The organism is Capillimicrobium parvum (genome assembly GCF_021172045.1).
Taxonomy (GTDB): domain Bacteria; phylum Actinomycetota; class Thermoleophilia; order Solirubrobacterales; family Solirubrobacteraceae; genus Capillimicrobium; species Capillimicrobium parvum.
Map to the genome: position 1 here is coordinate 3,957,905 of NZ_CP087164.1, position 21,986 is coordinate 3,979,890.

23 protein-coding genes are annotated in these 21,986 nt (G+C 74.5%); 16 read left to right on the forward strand and 7 right to left on the reverse strand.

Going from position 1 to position 21,986, the window contains the following annotated elements:
• The first annotated feature begins 3 nt into the window (after positions 1-3).
• Positions 4-753 carry a class I SAM-dependent methyltransferase gene (locus DSM104329_RS19250; protein WP_259311470.1) on the forward strand — a complete coding sequence of 250 codons (750 nt, stop codon included), beginning with the start codon at positions 4-6 and terminating at the stop codon, positions 751-753.
• Complete coding sequence (locus tag DSM104329_RS19255) at positions 720-2,252, forward strand: O-antigen ligase family protein (RefSeq protein WP_259311471.1); 1,533 nt, start codon at positions 720-722, stop codon at positions 2,250-2,252. The genes DSM104329_RS19250 and DSM104329_RS19255 overlap by 34 nt, the downstream gene beginning before the upstream one ends.
• On the opposite strand, the gene DSM104329_RS19260 is transcribed toward DSM104329_RS19255, so the two are convergent.
• Positions 2,140-3,432 carry an ArnT family glycosyltransferase gene (locus DSM104329_RS19260; RefSeq protein WP_259311472.1) on the reverse strand — a complete coding sequence of 431 codons (1,293 nt, stop codon included), beginning with the start codon at positions 3,430-3,432 and terminating at the stop codon, positions 2,140-2,142. The two genes, DSM104329_RS19255 and DSM104329_RS19260, sit on opposite strands and share 113 nt — an antisense overlap.
• Positions 3,433-3,486: 54 nt before the next feature.
• Between DSM104329_RS19260 and DSM104329_RS19265 the strand changes: the two genes are divergently transcribed.
• The gene (locus DSM104329_RS19265) at positions 3,487-4,716 is read left to right on the forward strand and encodes an acyltransferase family protein (protein ID WP_259311473.1); all 1,230 of its coding nucleotides are present in this window, start codon (positions 3,487-3,489) and stop codon (positions 4,714-4,716) included.
• On the opposite strand, the gene DSM104329_RS19270 is transcribed toward DSM104329_RS19265, so the two are convergent.
• The gene (locus DSM104329_RS19270) at positions 4,628-5,053 is read right to left on the reverse strand and encodes a tetratricopeptide repeat protein (protein WP_259311474.1); all 426 of its coding nucleotides are present in this window, start codon (positions 5,051-5,053) and stop codon (positions 4,628-4,630) included. The two genes, DSM104329_RS19265 and DSM104329_RS19270, sit on opposite strands and share 89 nt — an antisense overlap.
• A 21-nt stretch (positions 5,054-5,074) precedes the next feature.
• Here DSM104329_RS19270 and DSM104329_RS19275 point away from each other — a divergent pair, with 21 nt between their 5' ends.
• From DSM104329_RS19275 to ilvD, 3 genes are all read left to right on the forward strand, one after another.
• Positions 5,075-5,770, forward strand: a complete 696-nt coding sequence (locus DSM104329_RS19275) for a glycosyltransferase family 2 protein (RefSeq protein WP_259311475.1) — start codon at positions 5,075-5,077, stop codon at positions 5,768-5,770.
• A 119-nt stretch (positions 5,771-5,889) separates the two neighbouring features.
• Complete coding sequence (locus tag DSM104329_RS19280; RefSeq protein WP_259311476.1) at positions 5,890-6,072, forward strand: hypothetical protein; 183 nt, start codon at positions 5,890-5,892, stop codon at positions 6,070-6,072.
• Between the two features lie 203 nt (positions 6,073-6,275).
• Complete coding sequence (gene ilvD, locus DSM104329_RS19285) at positions 6,276-8,150, forward strand: dihydroxy-acid dehydratase (RefSeq protein WP_259311477.1); 1,875 nt, start codon at positions 6,276-6,278, stop codon at positions 8,148-8,150.
• A gap of 421 nt (positions 8,151-8,571) precedes the next feature.
• On the opposite strand, the gene DSM104329_RS19290 is transcribed toward ilvD, so the two are convergent.
• From DSM104329_RS19290 to DSM104329_RS19305, 4 genes are read right to left on the reverse strand one after another with little or no spacing between them, the layout of a single operon-like run.
• Positions 8,572-9,012, reverse strand: a complete 441-nt coding sequence (locus DSM104329_RS19290) for a GNAT family N-acetyltransferase (RefSeq protein ID WP_259311478.1) — start codon at positions 9,010-9,012, stop codon at positions 8,572-8,574.
• A complete protein-coding gene (locus tag DSM104329_RS19295; RefSeq protein WP_259311479.1) occupies positions 9,009-10,517 on the reverse strand; it encodes a hypothetical protein in 1,509 nt (502 codons plus the stop codon). The genes DSM104329_RS19290 and DSM104329_RS19295 overlap by 4 nt, the downstream gene beginning before the upstream one ends.
• A 1-nt stretch (position 10,518) precedes the next feature.
• A complete protein-coding gene (locus tag DSM104329_RS19300) occupies positions 10,519-11,472 on the reverse strand; it encodes a glycosyltransferase family 2 protein (protein ID WP_259311480.1) in 954 nt (317 codons plus the stop codon).
• Complete coding sequence (locus DSM104329_RS19305; RefSeq protein ID WP_259311481.1) at positions 11,469-12,629, reverse strand: glycosyltransferase; 1,161 nt, start codon at positions 12,627-12,629, stop codon at positions 11,469-11,471. The genes DSM104329_RS19300 and DSM104329_RS19305 overlap by 4 nt, the downstream gene beginning before the upstream one ends.
• A gap of 66 nt (positions 12,630-12,695) precedes the next feature.
• On the opposite strand from DSM104329_RS19305, the gene DSM104329_RS19310 reads away from it, so the two are divergent.
• The 5 genes from DSM104329_RS19310 to DSM104329_RS19330 all read left to right on the forward strand — a co-directional run bounded on the left by DSM104329_RS19310 (position 12,696) and on the right by DSM104329_RS19330 (position 17,020).
• Complete coding sequence (locus DSM104329_RS19310) at positions 12,696-13,802, forward strand: glycoside hydrolase 5 family protein (RefSeq protein WP_259311482.1); 1,107 nt, start codon at positions 12,696-12,698, stop codon at positions 13,800-13,802.
• Entirely contained in the window at positions 13,799-14,401 is a 603-nt protein-coding gene (locus DSM104329_RS19315; protein WP_259311483.1) for a GDSL-type esterase/lipase family protein, read from the forward strand. Before DSM104329_RS19310 ends, DSM104329_RS19315 begins: the two co-directional genes overlap by 4 nt.
• 9 nt (positions 14,402-14,410) lie before the next feature.
• Positions 14,411-15,526, forward strand: a complete 1,116-nt coding sequence (locus tag DSM104329_RS19320) for a glycosyltransferase family 4 protein (protein ID WP_259311484.1) — start codon at positions 14,411-14,413, stop codon at positions 15,524-15,526.
• Positions 15,527-15,587: 61 nt separating this feature from the next.
• Complete coding sequence (locus DSM104329_RS19325) at positions 15,588-16,514, forward strand: glycosyltransferase family 2 protein (RefSeq protein ID WP_259311485.1); 927 nt, start codon at positions 15,588-15,590, stop codon at positions 16,512-16,514.
• Positions 16,511-17,020, forward strand: a complete 510-nt coding sequence (locus DSM104329_RS19330; RefSeq protein WP_259311486.1) for a hypothetical protein — start codon at positions 16,511-16,513, stop codon at positions 17,018-17,020. Before DSM104329_RS19325 ends, DSM104329_RS19330 begins: the two co-directional genes overlap by 4 nt.
• A gap of 37 nt (positions 17,021-17,057) precedes the next feature.
• On the opposite strand, the gene DSM104329_RS19335 is transcribed toward DSM104329_RS19330, so the two are convergent.
• Entirely contained in the window at positions 17,058-17,837 is a 780-nt protein-coding gene (locus DSM104329_RS19335) for a uracil-DNA glycosylase (protein ID WP_259311487.1), read from the reverse strand.
• A gap of 136 nt (positions 17,838-17,973) precedes the next feature.
• Here DSM104329_RS19335 and DSM104329_RS19340 point away from each other — a divergent pair, with 136 nt between their 5' ends.
• The 5 genes from DSM104329_RS19340 (at position 17,974) to DSM104329_RS19360 (ending at position 21,901) form a co-directional block, all read left to right on the forward strand.
• Positions 17,974-18,735, forward strand: coding sequence for a Rossmann-like and DUF2520 domain-containing protein (locus tag DSM104329_RS19340; protein WP_259311488.1), 762 nt, complete (start codon positions 17,974-17,976; stop codon positions 18,733-18,735).
• Positions 18,735-19,598: a pantoate--beta-alanine ligase gene (panC, locus tag DSM104329_RS19345; protein ID WP_259311489.1), complete on the forward strand. Its 864-nt coding sequence runs from the start codon at positions 18,735-18,737 to the stop codon at positions 19,596-19,598. Before DSM104329_RS19340 ends, panC begins: the two co-directional genes overlap by 1 nt.
• Before the next feature lie 2 nt (positions 19,599-19,600).
• Positions 19,601-19,984, forward strand: coding sequence for an aspartate 1-decarboxylase (panD, locus tag DSM104329_RS19350; RefSeq protein WP_259311490.1), 384 nt, complete (start codon positions 19,601-19,603; stop codon positions 19,982-19,984).
• A 29-nt stretch (positions 19,985-20,013) separates the two neighbouring features.
• Complete coding sequence (panB, locus tag DSM104329_RS19355; RefSeq protein WP_259311491.1) at positions 20,014-20,901, forward strand: 3-methyl-2-oxobutanoate hydroxymethyltransferase; 888 nt, start codon at positions 20,014-20,016, stop codon at positions 20,899-20,901.
• Between the two features lie 64 nt (positions 20,902-20,965).
• The gene (locus DSM104329_RS19360) at positions 20,966-21,901 is read left to right on the forward strand and encodes a LysM peptidoglycan-binding domain-containing protein (protein ID WP_259311492.1); all 936 of its coding nucleotides are present in this window, start codon (positions 20,966-20,968) and stop codon (positions 21,899-21,901) included.
• Positions 21,902-21,986: the final 85 nt, after the last annotated feature.

Here is a 21,986-nt window from a genome sequence, read left to right on the forward strand (position 1 = left end):
GCCGTGAGCGCCGCCGCACGTACGGAGCCGCCCGTCGAGCACGGGCTCGCCCGGATCCGCCAGCTGTGGACGTTGTTCCGCAACGAGCAGACGGACCCCGAGCCGTTCTACACGGTGCTCGCCCGCGAGGCGGTCGCCGACCTGGACCGCCGCTACGGGCCGCTGCGCGGCCAGCGCATCGTCGACCTGGGCAGCGGCCCCGGCTTCTACGCCCGCGCGTTCCGCAACGCCGGCGCCGACTGCATCCCGGTCGACAACTCGCGCGACGAGCTCGAGCTGGCCGGCGCGGCGCCCGAGAACCACGTGCTCGCCGACGCGGCCGACCTGCCCTTCGAGGACGAGTCGGTCGACGGCGTGTTCGCGTCGAACCTGCTCGAGCACGCGCCGGACACGGCGGGCATCATCGGCGAGATCGAGCGGGTGCTCAAGCCCGGCGGCTGGGCCTACGTGTCCTGGACGAACTGGTACTCGCCGTGGGGCGGCCACGACATGTCGCCGTACCACCTCCTCGGGCCGGAGCGCGGCCCCGCCCTCTACGAGCGCCGGCACGGCGAGCCGCGCAAGAACACCTACGGCGAGGGCCTCTTCGCGGTGCACATCGGGCCGACGCTGCGGCTCGTCCGGCAGTTCCCGCGCCTGCGGATCGAGCGCGTCGAGCCGCGCTACTGGCCGAAGCTGCGCTTCATCGTCGCCATCCCCGGGCTGCGCGAGGTCGCCACGTGGAACTGCGTGATCCGCCTGCGCAAGCGCTGAGGCGGGGGCTGGCCGGGGCCGCGCGCGTCGCGCTGCTCGCCGGGCCCACCGTCATCGCCTTCCGCGCCGGCGGGTACTTCGAGGAGACCACCCAGGTCGCCGGGATCGTCGCGTGGATCGTCCTCGCGATCCTGGCGGTGGTCGTCGACGGCCACATCGTCCCGCGAACCCTGGCCGCCCGGCTGGCGCTCGGCGGGATCGCCGCGTTCTCGCTGTGGGTCCTGCTCTCGCGGTTGACGTGGGCGCCGCTGGACGGCCCCGCGGGTGAGGACGTCCAGCGCGACGCGCTCTACGTCGCCGTGCTCGTCGCGGGCGCGCTCGCGTGGCGGCCCCGGGAATGGGCGCGCAGCGTCGAGGCGGTGCTGGCGCTCGGCATCCTCGTCGTCGTCGGCTATGGCGTGCTCGGCCGCGTGCTCCCCGGGCTCGTCGAGCTGCACCCGTCGCGCCGGGCCGGTGGGCGTCTCGACCAGCCGCTGACGTACTGGAACGCCATGGGCGCGCTGGCCGCGATGGGCGTCGTGCTGTGCGCGCGCATGGCCGGCGACCGCCTGCGCGAGCTGCCGATCCGCGCGGCGGCAGCGGCCGCCGCGGCTCCGCTCGGCCTGGGCCTCTACCTCACGTACTCGCGGGGCGCGCTGGCGGCCGTCGGCTGCGGGCTGATCGTCCTCGGCCTGCTCGCGCCCACCCGGCCGCAGCTGCGGGGCATCGTCGTCGTCCTGGGCGCCGCGTTCGCGGCCAGCCTCGCCGGCAGCCTGCTCGACGGCGTCGCGTCGGTGAAGGGCTCGCTCTCGCACCAGGAGAAGCAGGGCCTGGTCATGCTCGTCGTGCTCGTCGTGGTGATGGCGGCCGCCGCCGGGCTGCAGGCGTGGGTGGCTCGCCGCGAGACGGCGCAGCGGCTGCGCGACGGGCGCCTGCCCCTCCCGCGCTGGGCCCTCGCCGCGGGCTGGGCGGCGGCGATCGCCCTCGCGCTGTTCCCCTATGCCGCCGCCGTCGTCAGCGAGCGCGGCGAGGAGAACCCCAGCTTCGGCGCCACCGCCGCGCGGCTGAGCTCGGTCGGCTCGAACCGGTACGCCTACTGGCGCGTGGCGTTCCGCGAGTTCGTCGACCATCCGCTGAAGGGCACCGGCGCGGCGTCGTTCCGCGTCGACTGGCTGCAGGAGCGCCCGTTCCGCGAGTCCGTCCGCGACGCGCACTCCCTCTACTTCGAGACGCTGGCGGAGCTCGGGATCGTCGGGTTCGGCCTGCTCTGCGCCCTGCTCGCCGGCGTGCTGATCGCCATCCGGCGGGTGATGGCCGAGGATGCGGCGCTGGCCGTCGGCCCCGCCGCCGCGCTGGCGGTCTGGGCGGTGCACGCGGGCGTCGACTGGGACTGGGAGATGCCGGCGGTCACGCTCGTGGCGCTGACGCTGGCGGGGATGCTGCTGGCTCGGTGCGAGGCGCTCCCGCGCTCGCGAGCAGCCGCTGGGCCGCCGCCACCAGCGTCACCGCCGCCAGGATGACGAGCGACGGCTCCGCGGCGTAGCGAAAGCGCGTGCCGCCGTAGGTCACGGTCGCGACGCAGACGACCATGACGATCGGCGCGAGCAGGACGACGAGGCCGAACGTGCGCCTTCGCGCGAGCAGCACGATGCCGGCCAGCGCGAGCAGCGCCACGACCCAGTACATGCGGATGCCCCACCGCACCGGGTTCGCCGGCCGGCCCTCGGCGGTGTTGAAGAAGACGGACTGGTCGAAGCGGTAGACGTCGGCCAGGCGCCCGAGCCGCGCGCCGACGACGGCCGGCCAGCGCCCCTTGTGGTCGAGCGCGAAGTCGATGCCGATCCTGCGCTGGCGGGCGAAGTACTGCGCCTCGTCCTCGTTCGCCCGGCGCTTCGTGTAGCACTGGAATCGCCACGCGCCGATCAGCTCGCCGTGGTAGGTGTCACGGCAGTTGGCGCCGACGAACAGGCCGTTGGAGTTCGTCGAGATCAGCACGGGCGAGTCGAACCGCGTGAGGTTGAAGATCGTCCACGGCGCGAGCACGAGGACGAAGGCGGCCAGCGTCGCCGCCCAGAGCGCGGCGCGCGAGCTCCACGTGGGTCTCGACGCGATCGCCACCGGGATCGCCAGGAGCACGATCAGCGCGAGCGCCTCGCCGCGGGTCAGTGCCGCCAGCGCGATCAGCGCGCCCAGCGCGGCGGCGCGCCGCCACGACGGCGCGTCGCGGACCCACAGCGCGCACAGCAGCGCGGAGACGAGGAAGAACCCGTAGAGCGTCTCGCTCATCAGCGACGCGTCGGCGAGCCAGAGCATCGGGTAGACCGCCGCGATCGCGGCCGCGGTGAGGCCGACCCGGTCGCCGGCGACGCGCCGCGCCAGGAGGCCGATGAGCACGACGGTGCCGGTGCCGACCGCGCCGAGGATGATCCGGTGCGCGAGGAAGCCGTTGGCGCCGAGCTTGTCCCAGAAGGCGAGGAAGACCTCGAGGCCGGGCGGGTGCTCCGCGGTCGGCCCGCCGGGCGGAAAGGCCTCGACGAAGCCCTTGCCGTCGGCGAGCCCTTGTCCCACGAGGTGGAACGTCATCGCGTCCCCGAGCACCTGGAAGTCGCGGTGCTGGATCGCGTTGATCGTGCGCACGGCGAGCGCGAGCAGGGCGATGACGCCGAGGCCCTTCGTGAACGGGGTCACTGTGTGTCTCACGCGGTTGGGGAGCGTAGATCAGAGCGGTCCGGCGCCCCCTAAGCTCCCACCCACATGGCCGCCGACGTCGACGACGCCCTCCGGCCGCCGCCAGGCAACCCGCGCTTCCCGCTGCTGGATGCGATGCGCGCGGTGGCGGCGATCTCGATCGTGGTCACGCACGCTTCGGGCGTCTCGAACTTCAACACCGACAACGTGCTGGGCGCCTACACGGCGCGGCTGAACTTCGGCGTCTGCATCTTCTTCCTGCTGTCGGGCTTCCTGCTCTACCGCCCGTTCGTCGCCGCGCGCCGCGAGGGCCGGCCGCCGATCGGCATCCGCGCCTTCGTCCGCCGCCGCGTGCTGCGCATCGTGCCCGCCTACTGGGTCGCGCTCATCCTGCTGGCGATCTACCCGGGCCTGCTCGGCTTCTCCGACCACTGGTGGCGGTTCTTCACCTTCACGCAGATCTACTGGACCGACTCGGTCGTGCAGGGCATCGGCCCGGCGTGGACGCTCGCGATCGAGGCGTCGTTCTACGTGATCCTCCCCTTCCTCGCGGCCGGGATCGCGCGGCTGCGGCCGAGCGTCGGCGGCGAGATCGGCATCCTCGTCGGGATCGCGATCGCCACGCTGGCGTTCCGGTACGCGATCCAGGAGTGGACCGCGCCGTTCAGCGAATGGCGGGTCCTGCACAACACGCTGCTGAGCTACATGGACTGGTTCTGCTACGGCATGATCCTGGCCGTCGTCAGCGTCGCGATGCACGGCCGCGAGGCGGGATCGCGCGTCATGCGATTCATCATCAGGCGGCCGTGGGCACCCTGGCTCGCGGCGGCGGTCGTCTTCTGGCTGGTCGCCACGCAGCTCGATCTCAGCCGGGGCTTCTACGTCGTCTACACCCAGGCGAACTTCCTCGGCGAGCACGTCGGCTACGCGCTGTGCGCCGCGCTCCTGCTGCTGCCCGCGGTGTTCGGGGACTGGGCCGGCGGCTGGCCGCGCAGGCTGCTCGCCCTGTCATGGATGGGCTGGCTCGGCCTCATCTCCTACGGGATCTTCCTCTGGCACTCGACGATCATGCTCGAGATCAACGACCACGGCGCCCAGGGCTGGCTGCCGGGCTCGGGCTTCCTGTCGCTGCTGCTCGTGACGCTGGCGATCGTCATCCCGATCGCGACGCTGAGCTACTACGTCGTCGAGCGCCCGGCGCTGAAGCTCAAGGACCCGAAGCGCCGCCGAGGGACACCGGCGGCGGGTCGAGCGGACTCAACGCCACCGCGCGTCGCGCAGCACGCCGAGCCGTGACCGGGTCCCCGGCGGCGTCCGCGGTGATGGCCAGGCCGACCCAGGCGGTCGCGTTGCGCGGCTCCTCGTCGACGGCCTCCTGGGCGATGCGCTGCGCCTCCCGGTCGCGGCCCTCCGCATGCAGGACCCCGGCGACCGCGACGAGCCCCGCGGCGCCCCGGCAGTGCTCGCGGACGGCCGCGATGGCGCCGGGCCGGTCGGACATCGGCAGGACCTTCCCCGACGTCCTGAGGACGTCGAAGCGGGCGGTCTGGCAGGCCTGCGCGTCGTGACGGCTCAGCACGAGGAGCACCACCACGACGGCGGCGACGGCGACGAGCAGCAGTCGGGCGATCACGCCGGGTACGATGCCACGCCTTTGCCGATCACCGACCCCATCGTCTCCATCATCGTCCCCGCCAAGGATGAGGCGCGCACCATCGAGCAGGTCCTCGCGCGGCTCGCGGCCCTGCCGTGGCGGCTCGAGGTCATCGTCGTCGACGACGGCTCGACCGACGACACGGCGGCGATCGTGGAGCAGGCCGGCGGCGCCCGGCTGCTGCGCCACGAGCGCAACCGGGGCAAGGGCGCGGCGGTCCGGACGGGCATCGCGGCGTCGACCGGCGACATCGTCGTCATCCAGGACGCCGACCTCGAGTACGACCCGGGCGACCTGCCCAAGCTGCTCGACCCGCTGCTGCAGGGCGTCGCCGACGTCGTCTACGGCACGCGGCTGCGCGGCGGCGAGCCGCAGCGGGCCCACCTCTTCTGGCACTACCTCGGCAACCGCTTCCTCTCGCTGCTGACGAACGTCCTCTACAACACGACGATCAGCGACATGGAGGTCGGCTACAAGGCGTTCCGCGGCGACCTCGTCCGCTCGATCGACCTCGTGTCGAACGACTTCCGCTTCGAGCCGGAGATCACCGCGAAGGTGCTGCGCCGCGGCGTGCGGCTCTACGAGGTGCCGATCTCGTACTACGGCCGCACGTACGAGGAGGGCAAGAAGATCACGTGGCGTGACGGCATCCATGCCGTCGGCGCGCTCGTGCGGTTCCGCTTCGGCCCGCAGTAGGCCCGCGACCCGCCTGCGATCGCCGGCGGCCCGCAGTAGGCCCGCGACCAGCCTGCGATCGCAGAAAGTTAGCGCTGCTACCTTGTTTGGTGGAGGAGAGGTCATGAAGGAGATACGAGATGACCAAGGACACCCTCCAGACCCCCACCATCGAGCGTCGGCTGCGCCGCCTGTTCAGCGAGCGGCGCGAGTTCCGCAAGCAGCAGCGCGAGCACGACCTGGCGATGTCGATCCCGAGCGTCGCCGCCGAGCACGACGCGATGGCGCGCCGCTCCGGCAACAGCTGCCCGTACTGCAGCTGATCTGCTCGGCACCCCTCCCCCTCAGCCCATAGCGCCGCCCGCCGGCGCGGGCGGGGGGAGCGGATGCCGCCCGTCCGGCCGCGGCCGTGCGCCACGCGCCCGCGCCCCGCGCCCCGCGCCCCGCGCCCCGCGCCCCGCGCCACGGGCCACGCGCCACGTAGGATCCGCTCCACCGGATCCGTTCGCAGAGAGCAAGGAATCGCATGCCGCAGCTGAGGTCGCACACCGTCACCCATGGGCGCAACATGGCCGGTGCCCGCGCGCTCCTGCGCGCCACCGGCGTGGAGCGCGAGGACTTCGGCAAGCCGATCGTGGCGGTCGCCAACAGCTTCACGCAGTTCGTCCCCGGCCACACGCACCTGCAGCCCGTCGGCGCGATCGTCGCCGCGGCGGTCAAGGAGGCCGGCGGGATCGCCCGCGAGTTCAACACGATCGCGGTCGACGACGGCATCGCGATGGGCCACGGCGGGATGCTCTACTCGCTGCCCTCGCGCGACCTGATCGCCGACTCGGTCGAGTACATGGTCAACGCCCACTGCGCCGACGCGCTGGTGTGCATCTCCAACTGCGACAAGATCACGCCGGGCATGCTCAACGCCGCGCTGCGGCTCAACGTGCCCACGGTGTTCGTCTCCGGCGGACCGATGGAGGGCGGCCGCGCCGTGCTCGTCGACGGCACGGTGCGCAGCCGGGTCAACCTCATCACCGCGATGGCCGACGCCGTGTCGGAGACGATCGGCGACGACGACCTGCTGCGCCTCGAGGAGGCCGCCTGCCCGACCTGCGGCTCGTGCTCGGGCATGTTCACCGCCAACTCGATGAACTGCCTCGTCGAGGCGCTCGGCCTGGCGCTGCCGGGCAACGGCACGACGCTCGCCACCCACACGGCCCGCCGCGACCTCTACGAGGCGGCGGGCGCAACCGTGGTGGACCTCTGCCGGCGCTTCTACGACGAGGACGACGAGAGCATCCTGCCGCGCAGCATCGCGACGCGCCCCGCGTTCGAGAACGTGATGACGCTCGACATCGCGATGGGCGGCTCGACGAACACCGTGCTGCACCTCCTCGCCGCCGCCCAGGAGGCGGGCGTCGACTTCGCCATGGCCGACATCGACGCGCTCTCGCGCCGCGTGCCGTGCCTGTGCAAGGTGGCGCCCAACGGCGACTTCCTCGTCGAGGACGTCCACCGCGCGGGCGGCATCCCGGCGATCCTCGGCGAGCTGCGCCGCGCCGGCCTGCTCGACGACGAGGTCTCGAGCGTCCACGCCGGCTCGCTGGACGAGTGGCTCGGCGCCTGGGACGCGCGCGGCGGCTCGGCCTCGCCCAAGGCGGTCGAGCTGTTCCACGCCGCCCCCGGATGCGTGCGGTCGGCCACCGCGTTCTCGCAGTCCGAGCGCTGGGAGTCGCTGGACACCGATCCGGCCGACGGCTGCATCCGCGACGTCGAGCACGCGCACAGCACGGACGGCGGGCTGGCGATCCTGTTCGGCAACATCGCCGAGGACGGCTGCGTCGTCAAGACGGCAGGCGTCGACGCCACGCTGTGGTCGTTCACCGGCCCGGCGGTGGTCGTGGAGTCCCAGGAGGAGGCGGTCGAGGCGATCCTCGGCGGGCGCATCGACCCCGGCGACGTGGTCGTGGTGCGCTACGAGGGCCCGCGCGGCGGCCCGGGCATGCAGGAGATGCTCTACCCGACGACCTACATCAAGGCGCGAGGGCTGGGCGCGAGCTGCGCGCTCGTCACCGACGGGCGCTTCTCGGGCGGCACGTCGGGGCTGTCGATCGGGCACGTCTCCCCGGAGGCGGCGGCGGGCGGCGCGATCGCGCTCGTCCAGGACGGCGACCTCATCGCCATCGACATCCCGGCGCGGTCCATCGAGCTGCAGGTCTCCGCGGCGGAGCTCGCGGAGCGCCGCGCGCAACTCGAGGCGGCGGCCGGCTACGCGCCGGTGGGACGCGAGCGGCCGGTGAGCGCCGCGCTGCGGGCGTACGCGGCGATGGTCACGTCGGCCGACCGGGGCGCGGTGCGCGACGTCGACCGGCTGGGCGCGCCGGTCAGCGCGCCATCCCCCACATGATCGGGTCGCCGCAGCTCGGCGCGGGCGCGCCGAGCTCGGCGAGCATCTCGCGCCGGACCACGCCGTAGGTGAGGACCGTGTGGGACGACGCCGCCGTAGGGGCCGCTCGAGCGCGGCGGCGGTCAGCGTCGCCGCGGCGGCGAGCAGCCCGCGCGTCCGGTCGAGGGCGGTGTGCGGCGGTGGGAGCGGACGTGAGGCGCGCGCCCGCCGCATCGAGCGTCGAGTTCCTCCGCGTGAGGCTGAGGAACTCGACGCTCGGTGGAGCGCGGAGCGCGGAGCCCGGTGCGCGGAGCCCGGCGCGCGGTGCGCGGTGCGCGGAGCCCGGCGCGCGGTGCGCGGAGCGCGGAGCCCGGAGCCCGGTGCGCGGAGCCCGGTGCGCGGCGCGCGGTGCGCGGTGCGCGGCGGGCGCGGGCCCGCCGCGTCAGACCGGGCGCGAGAAGTGATGCGACGTGATGCGCATCCGGGCGTTGAGGTAGAGCCGGTGGGCATCCGCTCGGGTGTCCCCGACGCCGGAGTCGAGGTGCAGCTCGTCGCACCCCAGCCGCCGCGCCTCCTCCAGCAGCCAGTCGAGGAGCGCGCGGGCGTGGCCGCGGCGGCGGGCGTCCGGGCGCGTCGAGAGGTCGTCGACGTAGACGTAGCGGCCCCACGCGAGGTTGTGGCCGGCGCGGAAGCCGGCAACGGCGGACGCCCGCGCGCCGGGCTCGCCGGAGTCGAACGCACCGACGAGGCGATAGCCCTCGGGCCGCTGGAGCTCGTCGACGCGGGCGGCGAAGCTCCCGGCATCGGTGAGGTGGGTGCGCAGCTCGCGCATGGCCTCGAAGGCGAGGGCGGTGTCGGGCGGCAGGATCTCGCGGACGGTCATGGACCGGGAGCTTGGCGCACGCAGGCCGCCGGCGGCCGGCCGGCCGCGACGTGGAGCGCATACGCCCCGAACCGCTGCGGCGGCCCGTAGCGCGAGGCGAGGTACCGGTCGAGGATGCGCACCCCGCTGGAGCGCGACGACCCGTTCGGCTCGTCGGCGATCGCGCGCGGGTCGAGCCAGCGCACCAGCACGGCGGGCCGCGCGCGCTCGAGGTCGCGGACGATCTCGCGCTGCACCTTCGCCGTCGTCGCGACCCCCGGCTGGATGACGTCGTAGCGCGTCGGGTTCGGCCGCTGGGCGAGCACGTAGAGCAGCGGGTCGCCGACCGACACCTTGTCGAAGTGCGGCGGCGCGACGAAGATCGGGCACCCCGGTGGGGTCAGCGCGTGGATGCGCGGCAGCAGCCGGGCCAGCGCGGCGGCGTCGCCCGGCGAGGTCTTCACCCCGTCGGCGACGGGCGACGGCACGTCCGCCAGCGCGGGCGGGTGCAGGAGCTGGCCCGCCCGCCGCTCGAGCCCGTGCAGCGCGACGAGCCCGAGCCCCACGATCAGCGCCGTCCGCCACGCGACCGACCGTTCTCCGGCGGCCGCCACGGCGAGCGCGACCGACAGTGCGACGGACAGCGGCACGAGGTGGAACTCGTCGGGGCGGCCGGCGAGGTACAGGACGCCGACGGCGAGCAGCGGCACCGCGGAGAGCGCCCAGCGCGGCCGGCGCACCGCCGCCCACACCGCCCACAGCGCGGATCCCGCCAGCAGGATCAGCGGCAGGTAGAACTCGAGCAGCTTGTTCGGATCGACGCCGCCTCGGTAGTGGGTCGGCAGCGGCAGGCGCTGCAGGTGCTGGACGCCGAGGAAGCCGACGGTGTCGTCGAGCATGTCGCCGGGCGCGACGACGAAGAACGGCAGCAGCGCCGCCAGCGCCATCCCGGCCGCGGCACCGAGCGCCGGCAGCCCGCCGCCGAGCAGCGCGACCGAGACCGCCCCCGCCGCTCCGATCTCCGGCCGGAACGCGACGGCGACCCCGCACAGCGCGCCGGCGAGCAGCGGCTGCCGGCGCGCCAGCAGCAGGGCGACGCCGACGAGCAGCAGGGCGGTCGGGTTCGGCCCCGGGCCGGTCGGCCACGCCATCGCGCCCGCCACCGCCAGCCAGGAGAGCAGCGCGAGCCACTCGGGCGTGCCCGCGCGCCGCACGAGGCGATAGGCGAGCAGCGCGACCACCGTGTCGATCGCGACGCGCAGGATCCGCCACCACAGCAGCGACGTGCCGAACAGCTTCTCCGGGGCGGCGAGCAGCAGCGGCTGCCCCGGGCCGTAGTTCCACCAGAAGTCACGGTACGGCCACTGCCCGTCGGCGAGGCGGCCGGCGGCCTGGAGCATCAGCCCCTCGTCGTGCGGGCCGATCTCGCGCAGGATCGTGAAGCCCGACAGCACGGCGCCCGCGATCAGCAGGAGCGGCGTGCGCCAGCGCTCCCAGCGCGCGCGCCAGGACGCAGGACCGTCCACCTCAGAACCCCGCCCGCGGGTGCCCGCCCGCCCGCGGCCCGCGCCACGGCCGGTCGTCGACGACGGCCTCGATCGGGACCACCGCCCCCGCGCGCAGGGCCTGCCGCTCGCGCAGCATGGCCGGCAGCAGCGCCAGCGCCGACGCCAGCCCGCTCAGGTGCGCGCGCAGCGCGCCGCCCCGCGCCGCCGCCACGAGCCACGCCGCCTGCCGGTAGAGCACCGGCCCGGCCCAGCGCGCCGGAAACGCCTTCGCCACGATCAGCAGCGTGTTGCGCGCCACCCAGCCGCCCACCGGCCGTTCGAGCTGATGGGCCGAGCCGCCGCCCGCATGCCGCGCCACCGCGGGCTCGTAGCGCACGCGCCAGCCCGCGAGCCGCAGCCGCAGACCCAGGTCGACGTCCTCGAGGTAGGAGAACAGCCGCTCGTCGAATCCGCCCACGCCGAGGACCGCGGCCCGCCGGTACAGCGCCGCCCCCGCGCACGCCGCGAACACCTCGCCCGGCGCGTCCCAGCGGCCGTCGTCGCGCCGGCCGCGGCCGCGCTGCTCGCAGACCCCGTCGCGGCGCAGGAAGTCCCCGGTGTCGTCGAGCAGCCCCGGATCGTCCAACGCCACCATCTTGCTCGCGACGGCCGCCACGCCGTCGCCCAGCGCCCCCGCCGTCCGCGCCAGCCAATCCGGCGCGAGCACGACGTCGGAGTTCACGAGCGCGACCGCATCGCAGTCCACGGCCGCGTCGATCCCCCGGTTCGCCGCGACCGCGAACCCGCGGTTCTCACCGAGGCGCACGACGCGGACGTCCGCCCCGAGCCCGTCGGCCGACTCGTCGACCGAGCCGTTGTCGACGACGACGATCGCGTCGAACGGCCGCTCCTGAGCGCGCAGGGCGGCGAGGCAGCCGGGCAGCCACCGCGCGCCGTTCCAGTTCGGAACGACCGCGGCGACGCGCAGCGTCACGCTCCGGGCGCCGCCATGCGGGCGCCGAGACCGCGGGGGCGGACGCGGCGCGGATCGGCGCGAGGGGGGCGCTCCTCGGTGCACGCCTCGGCCACCACGCGGCGGATGCCGTGGCGGAAATGCGCGACGTCGAAGCGGTCGGCGTTCGCCACGCAGAGCTCCGGGTCGACGCCGAGCGCGTCGAAGCGCAGCACCGCCTCGGCGAGCGCGGCGGGATCCGGCGTGTCGTAGAAGGCGCCGGTCAGGCCCTCCTGGACCGTCTCGCGCACGCCGCCCTCGGCCAGCGCGATGACCGGCCGGCCGGCGGCCTGGGCCTCGACCGCGGCGATGCCGAACTCCTCGGTCGCCGTGACGACGAGCGCCCGGGACGCCGACAGCAGCTCGGCCGCTCGCTCGTCGGAGACCCGGCCGGTGAACGAGATCGTCGGTCCGGCCATCCGCCGCAGGCGCCGCGCGTCGGGCCCGTTGCCGACGACGACGAGCGGCAGGCGCAGGCGGTTGAACGCCTCGACCGCATGGTGGATGCGCTTGTGCGGCATCAGCTCCGACAGGACGAGGTAGAAGTCGCCGACCGGCCCGGGCGTGAACCGCGAGGTCTCCACGGGCGGATAGATGACGTCGGACTCGCGCCCGAAGTACCGGCGGATGCGCCGCCGGGTGGTCTCGGAGTTCGCGATGTAGCGGTCGACGCGCTGGGCGGCGATCCAGTCCCACTGGCGCCAGCGCTGGAAGACCATGCTCAGCGCGGCCCGCTGCAGCGCCCCGCGCTGGCCGAGCGTCTCGTCGCGCGCGTTCCACGCGTAGCGGAACGGGTTGTGGCAGTAGGAGACGTGGACCGCGTCGGGATCGACGATGACGCCGTGCGCCCACGCGCTCGAGCTCGACAGCACGAGGTCGTAGCCCGAGAGGTCCATCGCCTCCATCGCGTAGGGATAGAAGGGCAGCAGCGGGCGAAAGGTGCGCGCGGTCGGCCGCAACCGTTGAAGGAAGGACGTGTTGACGGTCCGATGCTCGAAACGTCCCTCCGTCCCGCGCGGGTCGTAGACCGCGGTGAACAGATCCGCCTCCGGATACAGGTCGGCGAGCGCCGCGAAGACCCGCTCCGCGCCGCGGACGTCAAGCAGGAAGTCGTGGATCAGGGCGACCCGTTGCTCCATGCCGAGCGAGTCTATGAGAGCGGCCCGGCGGCACGGCCGGAGGCGACCGCTAGCCTCGTCCGACGCATGCGCCGCAGCCTCCTGCTCATCGTCGCGCTGCTGGCGCTCGCGCCGGCCGCCGCGCAGGCCGCATCGCCCCCGCCCGGGTTCTTCGGCGTCATGGCCGACGGCGTCCTGATGACCCGCGACGACGCCTCCTTCGCCCACGAGTTCCAGGTGATGAAGGCCACCGGCGTCGAGAGCGTGCGGCCGGTCGTCTACTGGGCGGACATGCAGCCGCAGCGGGACGGCCCGATCCTCTTCGGCAGCCTCGACCGGCTGATGGGCGAGGCGGCGCGCAACGGGATCTCCGTCCTGCCGGTCGTCCTGCGCGCGCCGGACTGGGCCCGTGAGCACCCCAACGACATCGGCTCGCATCCGAAGCATCCCGCGGACTACGCCGCCTTCTTCACGGCGCTCATCGGCCGCTACGGCCCGAACGGCACGTTCTGGGCCGAGCATCCGGACATCCCCGCCCGCCCGCAGCGCACGTGGGAGGTCTGGAACGAGCCGAACCTGCAGCGCTACTGGTCGCCGTCGATCGTGACCGGCCGGGCATCGGCCCGGGCGTTCGTCAGGCTCACCGAGGTCGCTTCGGCGGCGATCCGGAAGGCCGATCCGGGGGCGCGGGTCATCCTGTCGTCGTTCGGCGAGGCGGGCCCGCAGAACACGTCGTGGGACGCCATCAAGCTCGTCTTCCGCGCCGGCCTGAAGGCCTCGGCGTTCGACGCGGTCGCCGGCCACCCGTTCTCCGGGCGGGTCGCGAACGTCCTGAAGATCGTGAGGTTCGAGCGCGCGGAGTTCGCCCGCCACGGCGCGGCGCGCAAGCCGATGATCATCTCCGAGCTGTCGTGGCCGTCGGCGAAGGGCAGGACGAACAACTTCACGACCGGCTTCGAGACCACCGAGAAGGGCCAGGCCGCGAAGCTGCGCCAGGCGTACACGCAGCTGCTGAAGGTGCGGTCGCGCTACCGGATCGAAAGCGTGTTCTGGTCGACGTGGCTGACGACCGACTGCTGCTCGTCGAACAACTTCGACTGGTCCGGCCTGCGCAAGGTCAACCGCAGGAACCCCGGCGCCGAGCCGATCAGCAAGCCCGCCCTGCGCGCCTTCCGCGCTCTCGCGCGACGTTGAGCGCCGACCGCCGCGTCCTGTTCCTGGGCGACTCGTTCGTCGCGGGCGCGGGCGACCCCGCCGCGCTCGGCTGGGCCGGGCGCGTGGCCGCCGCGGCCTGGGCGGCGGGGGTGCCCGTGACCCCCTACAACCTCGGCGTCCGGGGCGAGACCTCCGAGCAGGTCGCCGCGCGCTGGCGTGCGGAGGCCGGGCCCCGGCTCGTCACGGACGCCGGCTGCCGGCTGACCGTGGCCTTCGGGGCCAACGACATGTTGTGGGAGGACGGCGGGCCGCGCGTGGCGCCGGAGCGGTCGGCGACCGTGCTGGAGGGGCTGCTGACCGAAGCGGGCGCGCTGGGGCTGCGGCCGTTCGTCGTGGGGCCCGCTCCGGTCGGCGACGCGGCCGCGGACCGCCGCATCGTCGCGCTCACGGCGGCGCATGCCCGGGTCGCGTCCGCGGCCGGGGCGCCGTTCGTGCCGGTCGCCGAGGCGCTGATGGCCACGCCGGCCTGGACGGCCGAGGCGGCCGCGGGCGACGGCGCGCATCCCGGCGCGGGCGGCTACGAGGCGCTGGCCGGGCTCGTGCTCGCCGCGGGCTGGATCGACTGGTTGCGCAACTAACCTTCGGCCATGCGCGTCGGCATCGATGCCCGGCACCTGCCCGAGGGGCGCGGCGTGGCCCGCTACCTCCAGCGCACGCTGGCCGCGCTGGCGCAGGGGTTTCCGCAGGACGAGTGGGTGGCGCTCGTGCCGGGCCGTGCGGCGGTGGCGGCGCCCGGCGGCGTGGAGGTCGTGCGCACGCGGCTGCCCGGGCGGGCGCTGTTCGCCGCGGGTGCGCTGGCCGGGCGCCCGACGCTGCAGCGGCTGCTCGGCGGCGTCGACGTCGTCTGGCTGCCCGCCCCCGCTCCGGTCGCGCTCGAGCCGAACGCGCCGTACGTGCTCACCGTGCACGACCTGTCGTTCGAGCAGCGCCCGTCGGACTACACGGCGTACGAGCGGCTGTGGCACCGCGCCGGGCGGCTCGGCGCGCTGGCCCGCGGTGCGAGCCAGGTGGTCGCCGTGTCGGGGCCGACGCGTGACGCCGTCATCGAGCGCTGGGGGGTGCCGGCGAGACGGGTCGAGGTCGTGCACCCCGGAGCGGGCGCGGTGACGAACCAGGGCCGGGCGGGCGTCGCCCCGGCGCCCGACGCCCACCGCTACCTGCTGTTCGTCGGCGCCCTCGAGCCGCGCAAGGCCCCGGAGCTCCTGGCGGGCGCCTACGCCCGTGCCCGCGCGCAGGGCCTCGACGCCGAGCTCGTCCTCGCCGGCGCCGGGCGGCTCGCCCGGCGCCTGGAGGGCCGCCCCGGCGTGCGGCTGCTGGGCCGCGTGGACGGGGCCCGGCTCGACGCCCTGTACCGAGGCGCGCTGGCCGTCGTGCTGCCGTCGTGGGCCGAGGGCTTCGGCCTGCCGCCGCTCGAGGCGCTGTCGCGCGGCGTGCCGCCGGTCGTCTCCGACCTCGCCGTCTACGACGAGACGCTCGGGTCCGGCGCGCTGCGCTTCCCGCGCGGCGACGCGGAAGCGCTCTCCGCGGCGCTCGTGCAGATCGGCGCGGATGCCGAGCTGCGCGCCCGGCTCGTCGACGAGGGCCGCCGCGCGATGGCCCCGCTCAGCTGGGAAGCCACGGCGCGGGGCGTCCGCGATGCGCTGGCCGCCGCAGTCGCGCCGGCCGGCCGCCCGCACGCCGTCGCGGCGGGAGCCGTGCCGTGAGCTTCACCGCCGTGGTCGCGCCGGCCGGTCGCCCGCCCGCCGTCGCTGCGGGAGCCGTGCCGTGAGCTTCACCGCCGTGGTCGCGCTGCACGACTCCGCGCCGGACCTGCGCCGGCTGCTGGCCTCCATCGACCGCCATCTGCGCGGCAACGGCCACGAGGTCTGCGTCGTCTGCGTCGACAGCGGATCGACCGACGACGGGCCGGAGATCGCCTGCGACTGGGGCGCGGACCTCCTCGTCCTGGACGGCAACCCGGGCTTCGGCGCAGCGAACAACGCCGGGCTCGAGCGTGTCGGCACGCCGGTCACCGTGCTGCTGAACCCCGACGTCGAGCTGCTCGACGACGGGCTCGCCCGCCTCGCCGCGCTCGCGGCACGGCGCCCCGCGCTGCTCGCGCCCCGGCTGCTCGAGCCCGACGGCCGCGTCCAGCGCAGCGCGCATTCCACGCCGGGCCGGCCCGGCGGCCTGCTGGCCGCGGCGGTGCCCCCGGCCGTCCTGCCGCGCCCCCTGCGCGAGCGCCTCGAGCCCTACCGGGCCGCCGTGCCGCGCCGCGTCGGCTGGGCCATCGCCGCCGTCCTCGCCGCGCGGACCGACCTCCTGCGCCGCCTCGGCCCGTTCGATGCCGATGCGTTCCTCTTCTACGAGGATCTCGACCTCTGCCTGCGCGCCGCGGCCGCCGGCGTGCCGACCGAGCTGCATCCCGGCGTCGAGCTGCTGCATCGCGGCGGGCACAGCACGGGCGCGCATTTCGGCGGCGAGCCGTTCGACCTGCTCGCCCGGCGCCGGAGGGAGGTGGTCGGGGGCAACCTCGGAGACCGCGCGTTGCGCCTCGACGACGCCGCGCAGGGCCTGACGTTCGCCCTGCGCGCGGCCGCCAAGCGCGACGGCCGCCGCGAGCGGGCGCAGCTGACCGCGCTGCGGCGAGCCCGCGACGCGGCAGGCGATTGCGCACGGGTGACCGGCCGCACGGCACAATCCTCGCCGTGACCGACCCGCCGCCGCGCTCCCGCCTGCCGCTGAGCCGCCTGCTGCCGACCGGCAACCTCGCCGCGACGCTCTACGGGACGATCCTCATCACCTCGGTCATCGCGACGCTGCCGCCGACCATCGGGCCCGGGTACGCGATCGCATCGCTCGTCGTCACCGCCTTCATCTTCGCGCTGGCCCACAGCTGGGCCGACGGGATGAAGGCGAGCTTCGACGAGGGCGTGCCGCTGTCGGTGCGTCACCTGCTGCGCACGTTCCGCCACGAGTGGCCGATCGTCCGCTCCGCCTTCCCCTCGTGCCTGGCCCTCCTGCTCGCCGTCGCCGGCCTCTACAGCACCGCGACGGGGTTCTGGGTGGCGACGATCGTCAACGTCCTGCTGCTCATGCTCTGGGGCGCCGAGATGCGCCACCTGACCGGCGGAACGACCCTGCAGATCATCCTCGCCGGCCTGTTCAGCAGCGTGCTCGGCCTGATCCTGGCCGCGTTGAAGGTCGTCGTCCACTGATCAGAACAGGCCCGTGCTGAAGGTCGTCGTGCACTGATCAGAACAGGCCGAGCTGCTCGGGGTTGGGCGGCTGCGGGTCCGCCTCGGCCTGCGGCTCGGACCGCAGCTCCGAGGTCGGTTCGCGGTCGGGCTCCGCGCCGGCGGAGCTCTCCGGCGCGGGCACCGCTCGCGGCGCCGTCTCGGACTCGATCGGCACCATCGGCTCGTCCGCGAACGCCGGCTGCGGCGGCACCGGCAATGCGAGCAGCTCGGGGATGCGCCGGAAGTCCTCGCGCAGCACGTCGAGCATGCGCGGCGTGTACAGCGCCGCCGCCGGATGGAACAGCGGGTACAGCCGGACCGCGCGCCGCCCGATGACCCGCACCTCGTCGGTCCCGTGCACGCGCGTGATCCCCGCCGGGTCGCCGCGCAGCAGCTTCGTGGCGAAGTTGCCGAGCGTGCACACCACCCGCGGCTCGATCAGCTCGAGCTGGCGCATCAGGTAGTCCTGGCAGTTCTCGATCTCGACCGGGTGGGGGTCCCGATTGCCGGGAGGCTGGCATTTGAGCGTATTCGCGACGAACACCTCGCGCCGGCTCAGGCCGATCTCCCCCAGCAGCTGATCGAGCAGCTTCCCCGCCTGTCCGACGAACGGCAGGCCCTGGCGGTCCTCGTTGGCGCCGGGCGCCTCGCCGACGAACATGAGGTCCGCGTCGGCGTCCCCCGCCCCGAAGACGACCTTCGTCCGCGTCGACGCGAGCTGCGGGCAGCGGGTGCAGCCGCGGGCCTGCTCGAAGACGGCCAGGAGCTCCTCGCGGCGCTGCTCGGGGGTCGCCATGACCGCAGCGTAACCGCGGCGCAGGAGGGGTATAGTGGACGGCAGGCCGTCACCGTTCGGGACGGACCACGCAGGCCGTCCAGGAGTTCGTTTCCACCGTTTCGCGACCGGCATCCCGGCTGGGAGCTGGACCGACATGACAGATATAGCCCTGTCCACACTGCGCTGCGCGGTCATCGGCCGCGGGCGGCTCGGCACCGCGCTGGTTGCCGGTCTGCGCGACGCCGGCCTCGCCGTCGAGGGGCCGCTCGGCCGCGGCGCCGACCCTGCCGCCGACCTCGTCCTGCTCGCCGTGCCCGACGGCGAGATCGCCGCGGCCGCCGGCGCGCTCACGCCCCGTGCCGGCCTGCTCGCCGGCCACTGCTCCGGCGCCACGACGCTCGATGCCCTCGCGCCCCACGAGGCGTTCAGCCTGCATCCCCTGATGACCGTCACGGCCGAGGGCGCCGACTTCGCCGGGGCCGCCGCCGCCGTCGCGGGCGCCGGCCCGCGCGCGCTCGCCGCCGCCACCGCGCTCGCCCACGCGCTCGGGCTGCGGCCGATCGCCGTCGACGACGCCGACCGTGCGGCCTACCACGCCGCCGCGTCGATCGCGTCCAACTTCCTCGTCACGCTCGAAGGTGCGGCGGAGCGCCTGGCGCGGACCGCCGGCGTCGATCGCGCCGCCCTCGCCCCGCTCGTCCGCGCCGCGGTCGAGAACTGGGCCGGGCTCGGAGCCGAGCGCGCGCTGACCGGCCCGATCGCCCGCGGCGACGAGGCCACCGTCACCCGGCAGCGCGATGCCGTCGCCGACCGCGCACCCGAGCTGCTGACCCTCTTCGACGCGCTGACGGATGCGACGCGCGACCTGGCCCACGCACACGCCGCCGCCCACGCCCACGCCGCGAGCGCCGCCTGATGCGCACGATCCGTACCGTGGCCGAGCTGCGCGCGGCGCTCGCCGGGGCCCGGCGCGACGGCCGCTCGATCGGGCTCGTCCCCACCATGGGCGCGCTGCACGAAGGCCACCTGTCGCTCGTCCGCCGCGCGCGCGCGGCCACCGACGTCGTCGTCGTCTCGCTCTTCGTCAACCCGGCGCAGTTCGCCCCCACCGAGGATCTCGCGAGCTACCCCCGCGACGAGGCGCGCGACGCCGAGCTCGCCGCGGCGGCGGGCGCCGACCTGCTGTTCGCCCCGCCGGTTCGGGAGGTCTACCCCGACGGCTTCTCCACGACGGTCCACGTCGGCGGCGTCAGCGAGCCGCTCGAGGGCGCCGAGCGGGGCGCGACGCACTTCGACGGCGTGGCGACGGTCGTGACGAAGCTGCTGAACATGGCCGGCCCCGACGTCGCCTTCTTCGGCCAGAAGGACGCCCAGCAGGCGGCGGTCATCCGGCGCGTGGTGCGCGACCTGAACCTGCCGGTGCGCATCGAGACCTGTCCAACGGTGCGCGAGCCCGACGGCCTGGCGATGTCGAGCCGCAACGCCTACCTCGGCGCGGACGAGCGCCTCCGCGCCGTCGCGCTCAAGCGCGCGCTTGATGCCGCCCACGCGGCCGTCCGCGCCGGCGAGCGCGACGCCGGGGCCATCGCCGCCGCCGCCCGCGCGCGGATGGCCGAGCTGGACGTCGAGCCCGAGTACCTCGCGCTCGTCGACCCCGACACCTTCACCCCGGTCCAGCAGATCGGCGACCGGGACGTCCTCGTGGCCGTCGCCGCACGCATCGGCAGGGCCCGTCTCATCGACAACCACACGATCCACTCCAACGGGAGAGCCGGCTAGCGATGCAGCGCACGATGCTGAAGTCCAAGATCCACCGCGCGACCGTCACCGACTGCGACCTGCACTACGTCGGCTCGCTCACGATCGATCCCGACCTGCTGGAGGCCGCCGACATCCTCGAGCACGAGCAGGTCCACGTCGTCGACGTGGACAACGGCGCGCGGTTCGAGACCTACACGATCTCCGGGGAGCGCGGCTCCGGCGAGATGAAGGTCAACGGCGCCGCCGCGCGCCTCGTGCACCGCGGCGACACCGTCATCGTCATCTCCTACGCGCAGTACGACCGCACCGAGATGGAGTACTACGAGCCGCGCGTGGTGCACGTCACGGCGGGTAGCAACGAGATCATCCAGACCGACGCCCAGGTGGCGACCCTCCTCAGCTGAGGGCGTCAACCGACCAAGGAGCAAACGTCATGTCCGCAGCACCGCACGCCCCCGCCCCGGTCCTCGACTCCCTGCCGATGACCCTCCCGCGCCTGGCCGAGAAGAAGCGCCTCGGCGAGGCGATCGTGATGGTCACGGCCTACGACTACCCGTCGGCCCAGGTCGCCGAGGCGGCGGGCGTCGACATGGTCCTCGTCGGCGACTCGGGCGCGATGACCGTCCTCGGCTACCCGTCGACCGTGCCGATCTCGCTCGACGAGATGGTGATGCTCACCGCGGCCGTGCGCCGTGGGCTGCGCACGCCGTTCCTGGTCTCCGACCTCCCGTTCGGGTCCTACGAGGGCAGCGACGAGCTGGCGATCGCCACCGCCCAGCGCTTCGTCAAGGAGGCCGGCGCGGACGCGGTCAAGCTCGAGGGCGGCGGCGTCATGGTCGACCGGGCGCGCGCCATCATCGCCGCGGGCATCCCGGTGATGGGGCACGTCGGCCTCACGCCGCAGACGTCGACCGCGCTCGGCGGCTACAAGGCGCAGGGACGGACCGCCGACGCGGCGCTCAAGGTCGCCGCCGACGCCGTCGCGCTCCAGGAGGCGGGCTGCTTCTCGATCGTCTGGGAGGCGATCCCGGCCGCGGTCGCCGAGGAGCTCATGCCGCGGATGGAGATCCCGGTGATCGGCATCGGCGCCGGAGGCGCGACCGACGGGCAGGTCCTCGTGTTCCACGACCTGCTCGGGATCCGCGAGGGCGTCGGCGCCCGCTTCGTCAAGCGCTACGGCGACGTCATGGACGAGATGGTGCGCGGCGTGCGCGCCTACGCGGACGACGTGCGCACCCGCCGCTACCCGGCGGCCGACCACACGTACTCGATCGATCCGGGCGAATTGACCGATTTCCGGGGGCGCCTGCAAGCGCAATAGCGGGGCTCCGTAACCCCGCGCCTTCCGTTGCATCAGCAGATGGAGAGGGGTAGCGGTATCGGACATGCGTCCACCGCTTCTCCTCCCCATCGCGCTTCTGACCGCCGTTCTGACCGTCCCCGCGGCCGCCGGTGCCGCCGTCCCCCACACCGTCGCGCCCGGCGAGTCGCTGTGGTCGCTGGCCGCGGCGCAGAACATGACGACGCGCGCGTTCGCCGCCGCCAACGGCCTGTCGCCCGACGCCCAGATCGTCGCCGGGCAGACGATCGACGTGCCATCGGTGTCGGAGGCCGCGGTGGCGCTGCAGTCGGCGCCCGCCGCGCCCGCCGCGCCCGCCGCGACGACGGCGACATCGACGTCGACCGCCGCCGCCCCGCCCCCAATGGGCGGTTACACCGTCCGCCCCGGCGACACCCTGAGCAGCCTCGCCGCCCAGGCCGGGGTCTCCGTCAGCCAGATGGCGTACATGAACGGCCTGGACCCGAACGGCCTCCTGGTCGCCGGCACGGTCGTCAAGCTGCCGACCGGAGCCCCCGCCCCGGCGGCGTCTTCGCAGCCCGCCCCGGCGCCCGTCGTGCCCGCCGCCAGCCCGGCCCCCACCTCGAGCACCGTGACGTCCGGCGACATCGCCGCCGTCGCCTCGCGCAACGGCGTCCCCGGCGACCTCTCCGCCGCGATCGCCTGGCAGGAGTCGGGGTTCAACAACGCGATGGTCTCGTCGGCCAACGCGCGCGGCGTCATGCAGGTCATGCCCGGCACCTGGGACTGGGTGCAGAGCAACCTGGCGGCCCGGCACCTCGATCCCAACTCGGCCATCGACAACGTCGGCGCGGGCGTCCTCTACCTCGGCCATCTCCTGCGCGAGACGGGGGGCGATCCGTCGATGGCGGCGGCGGCCTACTACCAGGGCCTCAGCTCCGTCCAGCGCATCGGGATGCTGCCCGAGACCCAGCGCTACGTCGCCAACGTGATGGCGCTGCGCTCGCGCTTCGGCGGCTGAACCGGTCCGTCCGGAGCCCGCGCGCGGCCGGCCACAGCTCGAGCAGCGCGAGCTGCCAGAGCTTGCCCGCACCCGACGGCGTCCG

Bases quoted from the DNA above. Each gene is read 5' to 3' on its own strand.
- DSM104329_RS19360 (WP_259311492.1), top strand. From the start codon at position 20,966: ATGCGTCCACCGCTTCTCCTCCCCATCGCGCTTCTGACCGCCGTTCTG.
- ilvD (WP_259311477.1), top strand. From the start codon at position 6,276: ATGCCGCAGCTGAGGTCGCACACCGTCACCCATGGGCGCAACATGGCC.
- DSM104329_RS19335 (WP_259311487.1), bottom strand. From the start codon at position 17,837: ATGGCGACCCCCGAGCAGCGCCGCGAGGAGCTCCTGGCCGTCTTCGAG.
- DSM104329_RS19310 (WP_259311482.1), top strand. From the start codon at position 12,696: ATGCGCCGCAGCCTCCTGCTCATCGTCGCGCTGCTGGCGCTCGCGCCG.
- panD (WP_259311490.1), top strand. From the start codon at position 19,601: ATGCAGCGCACGATGCTGAAGTCCAAGATCCACCGCGCGACCGTCACC.
- DSM104329_RS19305 (WP_259311481.1), bottom strand. From the start codon at position 12,629: ATGGAGCAACGGGTCGCCCTGATCCACGACTTCCTGCTTGACGTCCGC.
- panB (WP_259311491.1), top strand. From the start codon at position 20,014: ATGTCCGCAGCACCGCACGCCCCCGCCCCGGTCCTCGACTCCCTGCCG.
- DSM104329_RS19340 (WP_259311488.1), top strand. From the start codon at position 17,974: ATGACAGATATAGCCCTGTCCACACTGCGCTGCGCGGTCATCGGCCGC.
- DSM104329_RS19290 (WP_259311478.1), bottom strand. From the start codon at position 9,012: ATGACCGTCCGCGAGATCCTGCCGCCCGACACCGCCCTCGCCTTCGAG.
- DSM104329_RS19320 (WP_259311484.1), top strand. From the start codon at position 14,411: ATGCGCGTCGGCATCGATGCCCGGCACCTGCCCGAGGGGCGCGGCGTG.
- DSM104329_RS19280 (WP_259311476.1), top strand. From the start codon at position 5,890: ATGACCAAGGACACCCTCCAGACCCCCACCATCGAGCGTCGGCTGCGC.
- panC (WP_259311489.1), top strand. From the start codon at position 18,735: ATGCGCACGATCCGTACCGTGGCCGAGCTGCGCGCGGCGCTCGCCGGG.
- DSM104329_RS19265 (WP_259311473.1), top strand. From the start codon at position 3,487: ATGGCCGCCGACGTCGACGACGCCCTCCGGCCGCCGCCAGGCAACCCG.